The sequence below is a fragment of the Streptomyces lunaelactis genome (genome assembly GCF_003054555.1).
Taxonomy (GTDB): Bacteria; Actinomycetota; Actinomycetes; order Streptomycetales; family Streptomycetaceae; genus Streptomyces; species Streptomyces lunaelactis.
Genome location: NZ_CP026304.1, coordinates 2138924 through 2153539, shown reverse-complemented (window position 1 = coordinate 2153539; position 14616 = coordinate 2138924). Strand labels below are relative to the sequence as shown.

Sequence of the window (14616 nt, the reverse complement as noted above, 5' to 3'; positions counted from 1 at the left end):
GCTCAAAAAATCACCCCCGCCGGCGATTGAGGACAGGGCCGAAGGCCGCAGGCGACGACTCGGCCGCGCCCCGCCTCAGACCCGCACCGCGCGCGCCCGCAGCCGCATCCCCGCCCTGTACACGAACAGGCCGACCCCAGCCCGCGCCCGCCCCGAAGCAGGCCGTCGGGATGATGTCGAGGGGCGAGTCCACCCGCCCGTAGTACACGTACCAGCGCGCACACCGCTGTACGACGCCGAGCAGTACGCATATCCCCAGCAGCGCCCCCGCGAGCCATCGCCCCCGCCGGTCGAGTACCGGCACGGAAGCGGGCGACGCGACCGCCGGCTGCCGCCGCAGCGCGGAGACCAGGAACCACACCATGGCGACGAGGGCGAGCGCCGAACTGCCGTACTGCGCGTACGAGTACACCGGCAGCCCCGCCACCGTCCCGCCGAGCACCGGCACCAGCTCCGTGCCCCACCGGTCGTGGTGGGTGAAGGCGTCCCACACGACGTGGGTGCTCGCGCCGAGGACCGCCGAGACGTAGAACCGGAGCGCGAAGGCCGGGCGCCCGCCACCATCGGGCGCTCGCCCCTGTACACACGCGTGCACCCGCCCCCGCCAGGCGGCGGGCAGCAGCGCGAGCAGTGGTTCGCGCAGCAGCAGCCACACCGCCACCAGCGCCGCGGCGATCGCCACATCGACGGTCAGCACCCCGAGCGGGGCGTGCGTGAAGCTCCCGAACTCCATCGCTCCCGGAATGGCAGTGGCCGCGAAGTACGTCATATCGGGCGCGAACGAGCCCATCACGAGCGCCGAGGCGAGCAGGGGGCCGCGGCCGGTCCCGTCTCTCCGGATGCCCGGCAGTACGGCCGCGGCATGGCTCAGCGTGAACGGCATGGTGGTGTGCCCCCTGCGACCGTTGTGGATCAATGACGCCCAGTATGCGTGACGTTGGAAGACCGGAATCCGGGCAAACGGGAGGTGGCGAACCGGTGAAAGCCGGTCAGGGGGCAGTGTTCCAGGGTCTCCGGTTGCCGTAGGGTCACCTGAGTCCGCGCTGGGGAGCGCGAACAGCCGCCGATGGGGAGGGACCAGACGTATGGCAGCGCAATTCGGCCGCCGACTGCGCAGGGGGGCGACCACCACCGCGATTGCCGCGGCAGCCGTGGCCGCACTCGCCGCCTCACAGGCGCCCGGTGTCACGCACACCCCCTCGGGCGGCAGCCAGGGAGCAGCCGACGAGACCCCGCCTCCCGGCACCCCGGTCACCGGCAACTCCCCGTACTACACCGACCTGCCGCCGCTGAACACGCCCGGCAAACCGGGCACTTCCATAGATCTGCCCGCGACGGGCACGGCGGAATCGGGCATACCGGCCACCGTCCTCGCGGCGTACAAGCAGGCGGAGCAGACCATCGCGGGCACTGACCCCGGCTGCCACGTCCCGTGGCAACTGCTCGCCGCGATCGGCAAGGTGGAGTCCGGACAGGCGCGCGGCGGCAAGGTCGACGCCGACGGCACCACCCTCTCCCCGATCCTCGGCCCGGTACTCAACGGCGTCGGCTTCGCCAACATCTCGGACACCGACAACGGCGCGTACGACGGCGACTCGACGCACGACCGCGCGGTCGGCCCGATGCAGTTCATCCCCTCCACCTGGGAAACGTGGGGCCAGGACGCGAACGCCGACGGACTCAGGGACCCCAACAACATCTACGACGCCGCGCTCGCCGCGGGCCGCTACCTCTGCGCCGACGGCCGCGACCTGGCGGTCAAGGCGGATCTCGACCGGGCGATCCTCGGCTACAACCACTCGCAGGAGTATCTGCGCACGGTTCTGTCCTGGTTCGAGTACTACAAGCGCGGCACCCACGAAGTCCCGGACGGCACCGGCGTACTGCCGGACGCCACCGTCCCCGACAGCCCTGGCTCGACACAGCCGCCCAGTGCCACACCGAGTCCGCCCGCGTCCGGGACGCCCAGCCCGCCTCCCACCCCCCCGAAGCCGGGTGGCGACCCGGGCGGAAAGCCGACCGCGCCACCGACGCCGACCCCGCCACCTACGCCGCCCCCGGCCCCGTCGCCCGTCACCCGTATCGAGGACGCGGGCACCGGCGAGCTGGCCGCCATGGCGGGCCAGGAGTTCACCGCGCGGCCCACGGTGCGGGTGAAGAACGCCGCGGGCCGTACCGTCCCGGCGCAGGCCGTGCGCTTCGAGATCGTCGGCGACACGGACGCCCTCTTCCCCGGCGGCAAGAAGAGCGTCGTCCTGTACACCGGCGCGGACGGGACGGTCGATGCGCCGGCCCTCCAGGCGGGCGAGAAGACCGGCACCTTCACGGTGCGGGCCACGGCGGCCGCTCCCCTGGCTCCCGTCATCGACTTCACCGCGACTGTCACGGCCCGGGCCGCGGACGCGATCGCCAGGACCGACGAGAAGGTCCTGACGGCCGCCCCCGGCGCCGAGTTCGCGGACACCGTCGAGGTCACGGCCACGTACAAGGGCGCCATCGCCTCGGGCGTCGCGGTGACCGCCACCATGATCACCGCCGCGGACAACCCGGCCGTGAACGACAAGGGTCCGTACTTCAAGGACGCCGACGGCAAGACGGTCCGCACGCTCACCGAGCTCAAGACCGACGCCAACGGTGTTCTGGAGCTCCCGAAGATCTACGCGGACGACGCGACGGGCACCTTCCTGCTCCGCCTCACCACCGAGGGCGGCGCGACCGTGACCATCGAGCTGGAGGTCGCCGCCCCGGCCGCCTGACCCACCACGCACCTTCACCGCCCCTGTGCCGCCGGCCGGCGCCGGGGCGGTGTGATGTGCCGGTGGTGAAACGTGTTCTCATCTCGCGGCTCCATTGCTACGGTGCCCCCGCCCTGACGCCGTATCAGATCCAACCGGATCCGAGCTCCCGGGAGGCCGAGCATGCGCGCACTTCTCGCCGCAGCCGTCGGGCTGGCCGCTGCCCTCGCCCTCGTCCTCACCATCACGGCGATCGGCGCACCTCCCGGCGAGACCTCGCCCGAACCGCTGCTGACCACCGTCCCCGGCCCCAGGAAGTAGGAGGGCCGGACCATGCGCCGCAGAGTGAGCCTCGTACTCCTCGCCTTCGCCGTCTTCTTCGCCGCTCTTTCACCGCTGCTGCGCTGGTACGCCTTCCCGCGGCTCGCGAAGATCCCGCCCGGCCAGTATCAGGAGATGGTGCTCGAGGCGAAGCCCGCGACCCTCCTCGACTACGGGACCCTGAAGGCGAAGGAGGTCGAGAAGGTCACCATCGTGCAGACCCTCAAGGGAAATGTGGAGGAGTCCGAGAAGATCGAGCGCAGCGCGGGCCGCGATGTCGTCGTCTGGGACTCGCTCTCCTACGTCCAGGGTCCCGACGGCAAGATGGTCTCCCAGATCCCCGAGCGCTATATCTTCGACGCCCACAGCCAGGCGCCCGTGCACGCCACCGGCGAGATGGTCGACGGCGACGCGGTACGGCGCGAGGGCATCGAGTTCAAGTGGCCGTTCCTCACCGAGAAGCGGGACTACGAGTACTTCGACGCCCAGGCCCGTACATCGGCGCCCATCCACTACAAGGGGACGCAGAAGTTCCGCGGGCTCGACGTCTACTACTTCGACCAGACGATTCCCTGGACCAAGGTGCCGTACCCGAAGAAGATGCCCATCCCGGGCGTCGACGCGACGACGCTGGAGAAGCAGACGGGCACCACCCGCTGGTACACCACCAAGCGGATGTTCTGGGTCGACCCGGTCACCGGAGCCCCGGTCAACGGCGAGGAGATCCACCGGGAGGAGCTGCGCGGCGGGACACTGCTGGGCGGCCGGGACAAGGTCACCGCGTTCGCCGGACATGTGAAGATGCGCGCGGACTACATCGACTCGACCGTCGAACTGGTCAAGTCCCAGCGTCAGTTGGTGCTGCTGATGACCTCGTATCTGCCGTGGGGCTTCCTGGTGCTCGGCGGCGGACTGCTGGCGCTCGCCCTGGTCCTCGAGGCCCGCAGCCGCCGGCCGCACCCGCCGGCGGCGGAGCGTGAGCCGGAGCCCGAGCCGGTGCCGGCCTGACGGACCGCCGCGTCAGCTCTCCCTGCTGAGCCGCGCCTTGGTGTGCCGGGTCGGCTCGGCGGTCGCCGGGTCCTCCGGCCAGGGGTGCTTCGGGTAGCGGCCGCGCAACTCCGCCCGCACGGACCGGTATCCGCCCTTCCAGAACGACGCCAGGTCCGCGGTGACGGCGGCCGGCCGGCCGGCGGGGGAGAGGAGATGCACCAGCACCGGCACCCCCGAGACCGTGGGCGTCTCACGCAGTCCGAACAGCTCCTGGAGCTTCACCGCGAGGACCGGCTGCGGCCCGCCGTACTCGACGCGGATCCGCGATCCGCTCGGCACCTCGATCCGCTCCGGCGCCAGCTCGTCCAGCCGGGCCGCGTCCCCGGTCGCCCAGGGCAGCAGCCGTTGCAGCGCCTGGCCGGCCTGGATGCGACCGAGATCGGCCCGCCGCCGAGCTCTGGACAGTTCAGGCTCCAGCCACTCCTGCGTACGGTCCAGCAGCGCGGCGTCCGACACATCGGGCCAGGGCGCCCCCCATACCCGGTGCAGAAAGGCGAGCCGCTCGCGCAGCCCTTCCGCCTCGCGCGTCCAGCGCAGCAGCCCGAGCCCCTCGCGCCGTACTCCCTCGAGCAGGGCCTCGCGTACGAGAGCGGGGTCCGGCGACTTCAGCAGACGCACGGAGAGCTCGACGGCTCCCAGCCGCTCCACCTCGCGGGCGACGACATCGCCGTTCTCCCAGTGGACCTCCTCGCCGGAGGCGAGCAGGTGCGCGGCGGCCGTACGCGCGGTCTCCTCGTCGATGACGGCGGCGAGCCGCACCCGCGCGGATGCGGAATGAGCGGGACGGTCAGCGACGGCGACGGCCAGCCAGGGCGCGTTACGCAGCCCCGACCCGGCGAGCAGTTCGCCGGCGGTCCCGGACGCCATCAGGAACGTGCCCTCACCGCGGGCCCTGGCGACTCGCTCGGGGAACGCGAGCGCGGCGATGAGCCCGGCGACGGCGTCCGTACTCTCCGGCCCCGCCTGCGTTTGAGGCGCGGGGTCCGGGGCGGAGCCCCGGTTACGGGAAGGGGCGGGGTGGGGAAAGGCCCGCCGCAGGCGTTCCGCTTCGGAGCGCCAGCGCCCCGCATACGAGTCGCCGCCCCGCCGGGCCGCGCGCCACGCCGCCCCCAGATCGTCGCCGTACTCCCGCGGCGGCTCCTCGCTCAGCAGCGCGACGACCTCCGCCGCCCGGCGCGCGCCCACCTCCCGCGCGCCGTCGAGCAGCGCCCGCGCGAGCCGGGGGTGCAGGCCCAACCGGGCCATCCGTACGCCTCGTTCGGTCGCCCGGCCCGACGCATCCACCGCGCCGATCGCGGTCAGGACAGAGCGCGCCGCGGCCAGCGCACCCGCCGGCGGCGGGTCGAGGAGCGCCAGGCCGGCAGCCGTCGGATCGCCCCAGCACGCCACCTGCAGGGCGAACGCCGCCAGGTCGGCGACCTTGATCTCGGGCGATGCGAACCGCGTCAGCCGCGCGTCCTCCGCCTCGGTCCAGCACCGGTACACCGTGCCCGGGGCCTCGCGTCCCGCACGTCCCGCCCGCTGCCGCGCCCCCGCCTGCGAGACGCGCACCGTGGTCAGCGCGCTCAGACCCCGCGCGTGATCGGTGCGCGGCTCGCGCGCGAGACCCGCGTCCACGACGACCCGCACGCCCGGCACGGTCAGCGACGACTCGGCCACCGCGGTCGCGAGCACGACCCGGCGCCCGGAGCCACCGGACAGCACCGCGTCCTGCACGGCTGCCGGTGCCCGCCCGTGGACCTGCAGGACATCCGCGCCCACATCCCCCAACTGGCCCGCCACCCGGCCGATTTCACCCACGCCGGGCAGGAAGCACAGCACATCGCCCGCGCGCTCGACGAGCGCCCGACGCACCACCGAGGCCACATGGGTCAGCAGCACCGGGTCGACCCGCATCCCGTGCGGAGGCCGAACGGGTCGCGCCGGTGGAGCCCACACCACGTCCACCGGATGCGCGACGCCCTGCGCCTCCACCACCGGCGCATCGCCGAGCAGCCGTGCCCAGCCCTGCGCGTCCGTGGTCGCCGAGGCCGCCACCAGCCGCAGCTCGGGCCGCAGCGCGGCCCGTACATCCAGCAGAAACGCGGCCACCGTGTCCGCGTCCAGATGCCGCTCGTGGCACTCGTCGATGATCACCACATCGACCCCGGCCAGCTCCTGGTCGCGCTGAAGCCGCTGCAGCAGCACACCGGTGGTCACGACCTCGACCACCGTCCCGCGCCCGACCACCCGTTCCCCGCGCACGGTGAAGCCCACCTTGCCGCCGGCACTCTCGCCCAGCAGCCACGCCATCCGTCTGGCCGCGGCCCGCGCCGCGATCCGCCGCGGCTCGGCGACCACCACGCGCCGCACAGGACCGCCACCCACCAGTCCCGACAGCACCAGGGGTACGAGCGTGGTCTTCCCGGTTCCGGGCGGCGCGCACAGCACCGCGCACCCGTGCGCGTCGAGCGCACGCGTGAGCGCAGGCACGGCGGTGTATACGGGCAGGCTGCCGAGAACGTCTTCGCGGATCACCGCCCCAGTCTCCCAAGAGCCGTGCGGCTGGTCTCCCACGAGCCCGGCGGGTGATCCTGGGGCCCGCACTCGGGTCGCTCTCAGTCGCGCTCGCAGACGAAGATCGCCGTGCCCGGGATGAGATTCCCGCGCAGTGGCGACCAGCCGCCCCACTCCTGGCTGTTCCAGGCCGGCCACTCCGGCTCGACCAGATCCACCAGCCGGAAGCCCCCAGCCACCACGTCCCGCACCCGGTCGCCGAGTGTCCTGTGGTGCTCGACATAGACCGCGCGCCCCCGCTCGTCCTGTTCGACGTACGGGGTGCGGTCGAAGTACGACGCGGCCACCGAGAGCCCCTCGGGGCCCGGCTCGTCGGGAAACGCCCAGCGGATCGGGTGCGTGACGGAGAAGACCCACCGCCCGCCGGGCCGCAGCACGCGCCGTACCTCCCGGAAGACCTGCACCGGGTCGGCCACGAACGGAACCGCGCCGTACGCCGAGCACGCCAGGTCGAACGAACCGTCCCGGAAGGGCAGCGCCCCCGCGTCCGCCTCCACCAGCGGGATCTCGTCGCCGATCCTGAGCGCGTGCTGGAGCTGCCGGTGGGAGAGGTCCAGGGCCACCGGGCGCGCGCCCTGCGCGGCCAGCCATCGTGAGCACTGCGCCGCGCCCGCGCCGATCTCCAGGATGCCGAGCCCCTTCAGCGACCCGGCAGGACCCAGCAGGCCGGCATCCGCCTCGTCGAGCCCTTCCGGCCCCCATACGAAACGGTCGTCCCCCAGGAACGCGCCGTGCTCGGTCTGGTACTCATCGGCGTTCCGGTCCCACCAGCCGCGGCTGGCCCGGCTGCTCTCCGAGTCGTCGGTGTTACGGCGCGTGGCTTCCGGCTCAAAATCTTGGAACATCGTCACCGTCGTTGTAGTTTGCGTGCAGCGCGGCCAATGGCGGCCAGGGCGGTCAATGACGGCCATGGTGGCCTCGGCAAACATTAGTTGTGCCGGGTATGGGCGTTCCGCCCCGGGTGTGCGCCTTCGCGCATTGACCCTGTCCGGCTGCCCCCGTATGCTACAAGTTGCGCTGCGGGCCTGCGCGCCTCAGACAGAGCAGGCCGCGCTCGCATCTGTATGCATGTCCCCTCGGTTCACGAGGCGCCCCGGGCGGTGTTTGCGAAAACACGAGCCGGGTCGGCGCTTCTCAGGCTGTCCGGCTTTTATACAGCTGCGATACGGGCTCCCGGCGTAGCAGTACCTACGACTCACTGTCCGTACCGGAGCCCTTACCCACATGACGAGCAGCACCGAGACCACCGCCACCACCCCTCCGCAGGTAGCGGTCAACGACATCGGTAACGCGGAAGCCTTCCTGGCCGCGATCGACGAGACGATCAAGTACTTCAACGACGGCGACATCGTCGACGGCGTCATCGTGAAGGTCGACCGGGACGAGGTCCTGCTCGACATCGGTTACAAGACCGAAGGCGTGATCCCGAGCCGCGAGCTCTCGATCAAGCACGATGTCGACCCGAACGAGGTCGTCAAGGTCGGCGACGAGATCGAGGCCCTGGTTCTCCAGAAGGAGGACAAGGAAGGCCGCCTGATCCTCTCGAAGAAGCGCGCTCAGTACGAGCGTGCCTGGGGCACCATCGAGAAGATCAAGGAAGAGGACGGCATCGTCACCGGCACCGTCATCGAGGTGGTCAAGGGTGGTCTCATCCTCGACATCGGCCTCCGTGGCTTCCTGCCGGCTTCCCTCGTCGAGATGCGCCGTGTCCGCGACCTCCAGCCCTACGTGGGCAAGGAGCTCGAGGCGAAGATCATCGAGCTGGACAAGAACCGCAACAACGTGGTCCTGTCCCGCCGCGCCTGGCTCGAGCAGACCCAGTCCGAGGTTCGCCAGACGTTCCTCACCACCCTGCAGAAGGGTCAGGTCCGCTCCGGCGTCGTCTCCTCGATCGTCAACTTCGGTGCCTTCGTGGACCTGGGTGGCGTCGACGGTCTCGTCCACGTCTCCGAGCTCTCCTGGAAGCACATCGACCACCCCTCCGAGGTTGTCGAGGTCGGCCAGGAAGTCACCGTCGAGGTTCTCGACGTCGACATGGACCGCGAGCGCGTCTCCCTGTCGCTCAAGGCGACGCAGGAAGACCCGTGGCAGCAGTTCGCCCGTACGCACCAGATCGGTCAGGTCGTCCCGGGTAAGGTCACCAAGCTCGTTCCGTTCGGTGCGTTCGTGCGCGTCGACGAGGGCATCGAGGGTCTGGTCCACATCTCCGAGCTGGCCGAGCGCCACGTGGAGATCCCGGAGCAGGTCGTCCAGGTCAACGACGAGATCTTCGTCAAGGTCATCGACATCGACCTCGAGCGCCGCCGCATCAGCCTCTCGCTGAAGCAGGCCAACGAGGCCTTCGGCGGCGACCCGGCCTCGGTCGAGTTCGACCCGACGCTGTACGGCATGGCCGCGTCGTACGACGACCAGGGGAACTACATCTACCCCGAGGGCTTCGACCCCGAGACCAACGACTGGCTCGAGGGCTTCGAGTCCCAGCGTGAGGTGTGGGAGACCCAGTACGCCGAGGCGCAGCAGCGCTTCGAGCAGCACCAGGCCCAGGTCATCAAGTCCCGCGAGGCCGACGAGGCCGCCGCTGCCGAGGGTGCTGCCGCCCCGGCCGCCGGTGCGGGTGCCGCCGCTGGTGTCTCGGGTGGTTCGTACTCCTCGGAGTCGGACGACAACTCCGGCGCCCTGGCGTCGGACGAGGCCCTGGCTGCCCTGCGCGAGAAGCTGGCCGGTGGCCAGAGCTGACGCTCTGACCCCAGCTGGTAACTAGCTGAAGTAAGGCCCGCTCCCCCCTGGGGAGCGGGCCTTACCGCGTTATGGGGCACGGACATTTTCTACGGCGTTATGGGGATGTTCGTCAGGCCCTTGCCGCCGGTGACGGTGTTGCCGGCGTAGACGGTCGTCCTGCAACTGGAGCTGTTGTTGGTGACGTTGATGGCGAGTTGCTTGTCGCCGGTGGAGCCGCGCAGATCCGACGTGTTGCTGCGGAAGACGGTGCCGCAGCCCCAGCCGCTCTGCTGGGTGTGGGTCTCATAGCCGTTGTTGGTGGTGTTCTTGCCGGTGTTGTTCTCGACGAGGACGTTGTTGCCCTTCACATCGACCCAGGAGTCGTCGAAGTTGGCGCCGGTCAGACCGCGGCCGTCGAAGGTATTGCCGGTGATCTTCGCGCCGGTGGTGCCTTCCTTGATGTCGATGGCCTCGCCGCCGACGTCCGGACCGATGGTGTTGCCCAGGATCTGTACGTTGTCGCTCTTGTCGGACGTGCCGCCCGCCGAGCCGACGTAGACGCCCTCGCCCATGCCGCTGCCGTTGTTGCCGGTGTCGTAGATCCGCGAGTTCTTGATGACGCCGTTGCGGCTGGACTTGCGGAAGTGGACGCCCTCCATGTCCAGTCCGTGCACGGTGACCGAGTCGATGACGACGCCGTCGGCCGTGTCCGTCATGATCCCTTTCTGGCCACCGGTGACGGTGACGCCCTTGACGGTCCAGTACGAGGCGCCGTTGAGGTGGAGGCCGTAGCCGCCGCCGGCCGTGAGTACGGCCTTCGAGGATCCGGTCAGGGTGATCCGGGATCCGGAGGTGCCGGGCGTCGTCGCCTTGAAGTTGCCGGTGTACCTGCCGTCGGCGAGCCGGATCGTGTCGCCGGGGCGAGCGGCGGTCAGCGCCGACTTCAGCTGGGCGGCCGTGGTCACATCGATGACCGTGGCAGCTTTCGCAGGAGTGGCGAGCAAGGACAGTCCGCCGGCCGCGACTGCGGAGGCCAGCAGGGCGGGGAGCAGCTTTCGGGTACGCATGTGGGGTTGCCTTCCCGTCGGGTCCGGGTATCGGGTCCGGGATTCGAGCGTTCTCGTATGCGGACAGTGGGCGTGTCTCTGAACGTGCGCTGCCCCGTGACGGTAGGGACGGGCCGGAGACGTGTCAAGGTCCGGACCAACAGGGCGGCTCGGTCGGCAGCTCCGTACGGTTGCCGCGAACTGAGCGTTCTGCTCCAGGTGTTCATCACGCGATGACGGGAATGCTCATGCACCACCACGCGTTCTTGCCTAAGAACACGAGGAGGAGCGGTAATCGTGCTTGATCCGCAGGGTTTGTACGAATGGGAGCCGAAGGGCCTCGCGGTCGTCGACATGGCGCTCGCACAGGAGTCGGCCGGCCTGGTCATGCTGTACCACTTCGACGGATACATCGACGCGGGTGAGACCGGCGAGCAGATCGTCGACAACCTGCTCGAGACGCTTCCCCACCAGGTGGTGGCCCGCTTCGACCACGACAGACTCGTGGACTACCGGGCCCGCCGCCCGCTGCTGACCTTCCGCCGCGACCGCTGGAGCGCCTACGAGACCCCGACGCTCGACGTCCGGCTCGTCCAGGACGCCACGGGCGCGCCGTTCCTGCTGCTGTCCGGCCCCGAGCCGGACGTGGAGTGGGAGCGCTTCGCCGCTGCCGTCGGACAGATCGTCGAGCGCCTCGGAGTGCGGCTCGCGGTCAACTTCCACGGCATCCCGATGGGTGTCCCGCACACCCGTCCCGTAGGCCTCACACCGCACGGCAACCGCACGGACCTCATGCCGGGCCACCGCAGCCCCTTCGACGAGGCGCAGGTGCCGGGCAGCGCCGAGTCGCTGGTGGAGTACCGCCTGATGGAGTCGGGTCACGACGTTCTGGGCGTTGCCGCACATGTGCCGCACTATGTCGCGCGTTCCTCCTACCCGGACGCCGCGCTGACCGCCCTGGAGGCGATCACGGCCGCGACGGGCCTGGTCCTGCCGGCTGTCGCGCACTCCCTGCGCACCGAAGCCCATCGCACTCAGACCGAGATCGACCGGCAGATCGGCGAGGGCGACGAGGAGCTGGTGTCGCTGGTGCAGGGACTTGAGCACCAGTACGACGCGGTGGCGGGTGCCGAGACCAGGGGCAGCCTGGTCGCCGAGCCGGTGGACCTGCCGTCCGCCGACGAGATCGGCCTCGAATTCGAGCGCTTCCTCGCGGAGCGGGAGGGCGACGCGTAGGGCGCCCGCACGCGGGGCTCGCGTAGGCTGCGGCCCATGCTGAAGGTGGGCCTGACCGGCGGAATCGGAGCCGGCAAGAGCGAAGTCTCCCGTCTGCTCGAGTCGTACGGGGCGGTGCTGATCGACGCCGACAAGATCGCTCGCGAGGTCGTCGAGCCCGGAACGCCGGGGCTCGCTGCCGTTGCCGAGGCTTTCGGCCCGGAGATCCTCAACCCCGACGGGACCCTGGACCGGCCGAAGCTCGGCTCGATCGTCTTCTCCGACCCCGAGCGCCTGGCGACGCTCAACGCGATCGTCCATCCGCTGGTGGGGGCGCGCTCCATGGAGCTGGAGGGCATGGCAGGGCCGGACGCGGTCGTGATCCACGACGTACCGCTGCTCGCGGAGAACAAGCTGGCGGGGCTGTACAACCTGGTGGTCGTGGTGGACGCCTCGCCCGAGACCCAGCTGGACCGGCTGGTGCGGCTGCGCGGAATGGCAGAGTCCGAGGCGCGTGCACGGATGGCCGCGCAGGCCACGCGCGAGCAGCGGCGGGCCATCGCCGACCTGGTCATCGACAACGACGGGCCGCTGGAGGATCTGGAGCCCCAGGTCCGCAAGGTGTGGGCGGAGCTCACACAGCGCGCCGCCACGGGGTCCGCTCCGCGTTAGGCATCCGTCAATGAGCTCCCGCGATCAATAACATCCCGCAAACGAACGGCCGGGTCGGCCTAGCATCGATGAGGTGCAGATCGTCTTCGCGGCCTTCACCGCCATCGGCGGCCTGGTCGCCGCGCTCGCCGGTGCGTACGGCCTGCGGCAGACCCGCCGGATCGCCGCCTCGGGGCACTTCGCCATCGCCCTGGTGAAGCCCGCGCCGCCGGGAGTCGAGCGGCCGCTGCTGCAGTACGAGACGGAGGACGGCCGGGTGATGGAGATCGTCTCGCCCGTGCCGCTACAGGCGCCATTGGAGTCGGGGAGCAGTGTGCGGCTCTCGTACGACCCGGAGGATCCGCGCGATGTCGTCCTGGACGGGCATGCGCGTACCCGTGTCGACAAGGGATTCGTGATCGCCGGGCTGGCACTGGTGGTGATCGCCCTCGTGCTGGCGGTCACCGCGCTCTGAGTCCCCGCCGAGCGCCGGGCTGAACCGGCTGTTCGTCCCTTCGCCGGAATAGCGTTGTCGGACCCGGTGTTGGAACCGTGCAGCGAGGGGAAGGATGTGACCGTGCCCAAGAGCAACCCGGAGACGCACGTCATCGACTACCGCGCGGCTGAGCACTTGCTGGCCGCGCGGGATCCGCGCGGGGCCGTGAAGCTGCTGGACTCGGTGATAGCGGCCCACCCGGAGAACACGGCGGCGCGGCTGCTGCGCGCTCGCGCCTTCTTCGCGGCGGCGCAACTGCGCCCGGCCGAGCTCGAGTTCGAGCTGGTCCTGGAGCGCGAGCCGGACAACGCGTTCGCCCACTTCGCACTGGCCCGCACCTTCGAGCGTTCCGGCCGCCCGGAACAGGCGAAGCGTCACTTCCGCCTGGCGGCCGCGCTGGACCCGAAGCCGGAGTACATGAGGGCCGCTCGCTTCGACGCGGAGGCCTGACCGCGTCAGCGTCCACCTCTGCCGACCGGGCCGTGGCCGCCGTGGTCCGGTTCGTACGGCGGGATGTCGCGGCCCGGCTGGTAGTGCGGGCCCTGGTGGATATGGCGCAGGACCATGGCCAGATCGACCGCCACGATCAGCAGCAGCACACCGCAGGCGGCCGCCCAGCCGGGCCGGCCGGCGAGTGTGAAGAACGCCGTGCCCGCGGCTGCCCAGATCAGGCCCCACACACTCAGCCAGAACCGCAGCCGCAGGGGACTGCGTGCAGTCGTCGGTTCACTCCCAGTGCGCATGGCCATCGCATCTCCTCCTCCAGAATGCACCCGTACGACCGCTGTCCGCCTTCCGATGCGTACGCCTGATCCGCACAATCGACGAGCGCGATCGACCCGCGCGACCGACCTGCTCAACTGATACCGGAGGGGGAGGAGTCGCTGGTGACAAGTACGTTGCTGGACCTGCCGGAAGCCGACGACCTGGCCGAGGCTCTGCTGGATCTCGCGGTGCCGCACGAGGACATCAATGAACTCCTCGCTCTGCGCGGCCGGATGCTGTCGGACCCAGGGCTGCGCCGGCTGCTGGATGCGGGCGCGGCGGAGCTGGTCCAGGACATGGGAAAGGTCGGCGGGGGAGGGGAACTGCCCCGGATGCCCGAGGAATCGGGGGCGGTGGGCCGCTACCTCCCGGTGTACGTGTTTGTCGCGGCCCTTCCGTACGTACGGGCCTACCACCGTGAGCGTTCCGTACCGGACGAGGTCTCCCGCCGTACGCTCGCCGACCTCGGCCGCAATATGGCCGTTCACCGGCGGCGGCACGGCACGGGCGGACTGCTGATACCGGGCTGGATCGGGCTGCACTTCCGGGGCGAGCTCTACCAGCTGGGGCGGCTGCAGTTCCAGCGCTCCCGGCTCGGCGGCCGGACCGGTGAGGCCGTGCGGGCGGCCGGACTGCCGCTCGGGCCCGGCGACTTCGCCCTGGATCTCCATGTCCCGGACTTCCTCGGGCCGATCTCGCCCGCGACCTGCGACCGATCGCTGGCGCGGGCCCGGGACTTCTTCGCCCGGCACTTTCCGGAGGAGCCGTACCGGGTCGCCACCTGCCACTCCTGGCTGCTCGACCCGCAGCTTGCCGAGTGTCTGCCGAAGGAGTCCAACATCGTCCGCTTCCAGGGCCGCTTCCGGCCCGCGTACGAGGCGAAGGAGGTCGACGACGGCGGCCCGGTCGGGTTCGTGTTCGGCGACCCGGAGCTGCTGCCGGACGGGCTGCCGCGCCGTACCGGCGTGGAGCGCGCCATCGGCGACCATCTGCGGGCGGGCGGCCACTGGTACGGCGGGCACGGCTGGTTCGAGATCTGAGCCCTCCGGTTCATGGGTCTGAT

General features: G+C 70.7%; 13 protein-coding genes and 1 pseudogene. 9 read left to right on the top strand and 5 right to left on the bottom strand.

Annotated elements, in window-relative coordinates; genetic code table 11:
- Window positions 1-75: 75 nt before the first annotated feature.
- Window positions 76-883: pseudogene (locus SLUN_RS09675) on the bottom strand (DUF4184 family protein).
- A 202-nt stretch (window positions 884-1085) separates the two neighbouring features.
- Here SLUN_RS09675 and SLUN_RS09670 point away from each other — a divergent pair.
- The 3 genes from SLUN_RS09670 to pgfA all read left to right on the top strand — a co-directional run bounded on the left by SLUN_RS09670 (window position 1086) and on the right by pgfA (window position 4064).
- Window positions 1086-2756 (top strand): lytic transglycosylase domain-containing protein, encoded by a 1671-nt coding sequence (locus SLUN_RS09670; RefSeq protein ID WP_108148101.1) that lies wholly within the window; start codon window positions 1086-1088, stop codon window positions 2754-2756.
- Window positions 2757-2918: 162 nt separating this feature from the next.
- Window positions 2919-3056: an SPW_0924 family protein gene (locus tag SLUN_RS09665; RefSeq protein ID WP_108148100.1), complete on the top strand. Its 138-nt coding sequence runs from the start codon at window positions 2919-2921 to the stop codon at window positions 3054-3056.
- A gap of 12 nt (window positions 3057-3068) precedes the next feature.
- Window positions 3069-4064 (top strand): cell envelope lipid trafficking protein PgfA, encoded by a 996-nt coding sequence (pgfA, locus tag SLUN_RS09660; RefSeq protein ID WP_108148099.1) that lies wholly within the window; start codon window positions 3069-3071, stop codon window positions 4062-4064.
- Window positions 4065-4076: 12 nt separating this feature from the next.
- Here the strand turns inward: pgfA and hrpB are convergent, their stop codons facing one another.
- Together hrpB and SLUN_RS09650 are read right to left on the bottom strand one after the other, a co-directional pair.
- Window positions 4077-6623 (bottom strand): ATP-dependent helicase HrpB, encoded by a 2547-nt coding sequence (gene hrpB, locus SLUN_RS09655; RefSeq protein WP_108148098.1) that lies wholly within the window; start codon window positions 6621-6623, stop codon window positions 4077-4079.
- An 80-nt stretch (window positions 6624-6703) separates the two neighbouring features.
- Window positions 6704-7507 carry a class I SAM-dependent methyltransferase gene (locus tag SLUN_RS09650; RefSeq protein WP_108154627.1) on the bottom strand — a complete coding sequence of 268 codons (804 nt, stop codon included), beginning with the start codon at window positions 7505-7507 and terminating at the stop codon, window positions 6704-6706.
- 379 nt (window positions 7508-7886) lie between these two features.
- Here SLUN_RS09650 and rpsA point away from each other — a divergent pair, with 379 nt between their 5' ends.
- Window positions 7887-9398 (top strand): 30S ribosomal protein S1, encoded by a 1512-nt coding sequence (gene rpsA, locus SLUN_RS09640; RefSeq protein WP_108148097.1) that lies wholly within the window; start codon window positions 7887-7889, stop codon window positions 9396-9398.
- Between the two features lie 89 nt (window positions 9399-9487).
- On the opposite strand, the gene SLUN_RS09635 is transcribed toward rpsA, so the two are convergent.
- Entirely contained in the window at window positions 9488-10447 is a 960-nt protein-coding gene (locus SLUN_RS09635) for a right-handed parallel beta-helix repeat-containing protein (RefSeq protein WP_108148096.1), read from the bottom strand.
- Between the two features lie 276 nt (window positions 10448-10723).
- Here SLUN_RS09635 and SLUN_RS09630 point away from each other — a divergent pair, with 276 nt between their 5' ends.
- The 4 genes from SLUN_RS09630 (at window position 10724) to SLUN_RS09615 (ending at window position 13238) form a co-directional block, all read left to right on the top strand.
- Entirely contained in the window at window positions 10724-11662 is a 939-nt protein-coding gene (locus tag SLUN_RS09630; RefSeq protein ID WP_108148095.1) for a PAC2 family protein, read from the top strand.
- A 36-nt stretch (window positions 11663-11698) separates the two neighbouring features.
- Window positions 11699-12313 (top strand): dephospho-CoA kinase, encoded by a 615-nt coding sequence (gene coaE, locus SLUN_RS09625; RefSeq protein ID WP_108148094.1) that lies wholly within the window; start codon window positions 11699-11701, stop codon window positions 12311-12313.
- Between the two features lie 73 nt (window positions 12314-12386).
- Window positions 12387-12767 carry a DUF3592 domain-containing protein gene (locus tag SLUN_RS09620; protein WP_108148093.1) on the top strand — a complete coding sequence of 127 codons (381 nt, stop codon included), beginning with the start codon at window positions 12387-12389 and terminating at the stop codon, window positions 12765-12767.
- A 102-nt stretch (window positions 12768-12869) separates the two neighbouring features.
- The gene (locus SLUN_RS09615) at window positions 12870-13238 is read left to right on the top strand and encodes a tetratricopeptide repeat protein (protein ID WP_108148092.1); all 369 of its coding nucleotides are present in this window, start codon (window positions 12870-12872) and stop codon (window positions 13236-13238) included.
- Between the two features lie 5 nt (window positions 13239-13243).
- Here SLUN_RS09615 and SLUN_RS09610 read toward each other — a convergent pair whose 3' ends face one another.
- Window positions 13244-13531, bottom strand: a complete 288-nt coding sequence (locus SLUN_RS09610; protein WP_108154626.1) for a DUF6343 family protein — start codon at window positions 13529-13531, stop codon at window positions 13244-13246.
- A 144-nt stretch (window positions 13532-13675) separates the two neighbouring features.
- Here SLUN_RS09610 and SLUN_RS09605 point away from each other — a divergent pair, with 144 nt between their 5' ends.
- Complete coding sequence (locus SLUN_RS09605; protein WP_159100218.1) at window positions 13676-14593, top strand: acyltransferase domain-containing protein; 918 nt, start codon at window positions 13676-13678, stop codon at window positions 14591-14593.
- Window positions 14594-14616 lie beyond the last annotated feature (23 nt).

Coding starts and splice junctions, on each gene's coding strand:
- SLUN_RS09670 (WP_108148101.1), top strand. CDS start 1,086: ATGGCAGCGCAATTCGGCCGCCGACTGCGCAGGGGGGCGACCACCACC.
- SLUN_RS09665 (WP_108148100.1), top strand. CDS start 2,919: ATGCGCGCACTTCTCGCCGCAGCCGTCGGGCTGGCCGCTGCCCTCGCC.
- pgfA (WP_108148099.1), top strand. CDS start 3,069: ATGCGCCGCAGAGTGAGCCTCGTACTCCTCGCCTTCGCCGTCTTCTTC.
- SLUN_RS09650 (WP_108154627.1), bottom strand. CDS start 7,507: ATGTTCCAAGATTTTGAGCCGGAAGCCACGCGCCGTAACACCGACGAC.
- rpsA (WP_108148097.1), top strand. CDS start 7,887: ATGACGAGCAGCACCGAGACCACCGCCACCACCCCTCCGCAGGTAGCG.
- SLUN_RS09635 (WP_108148096.1), bottom strand. CDS start 10,447: ATGCGTACCCGAAAGCTGCTCCCCGCCCTGCTGGCCTCCGCAGTCGCG.
- coaE (WP_108148094.1), top strand. CDS start 11,699: ATGCTGAAGGTGGGCCTGACCGGCGGAATCGGAGCCGGCAAGAGCGAA.
- SLUN_RS09610 (WP_108154626.1), bottom strand. CDS start 13,531: ATGCGCACTGGGAGTGAACCGACGACTGCACGCAGTCCCCTGCGGCTG.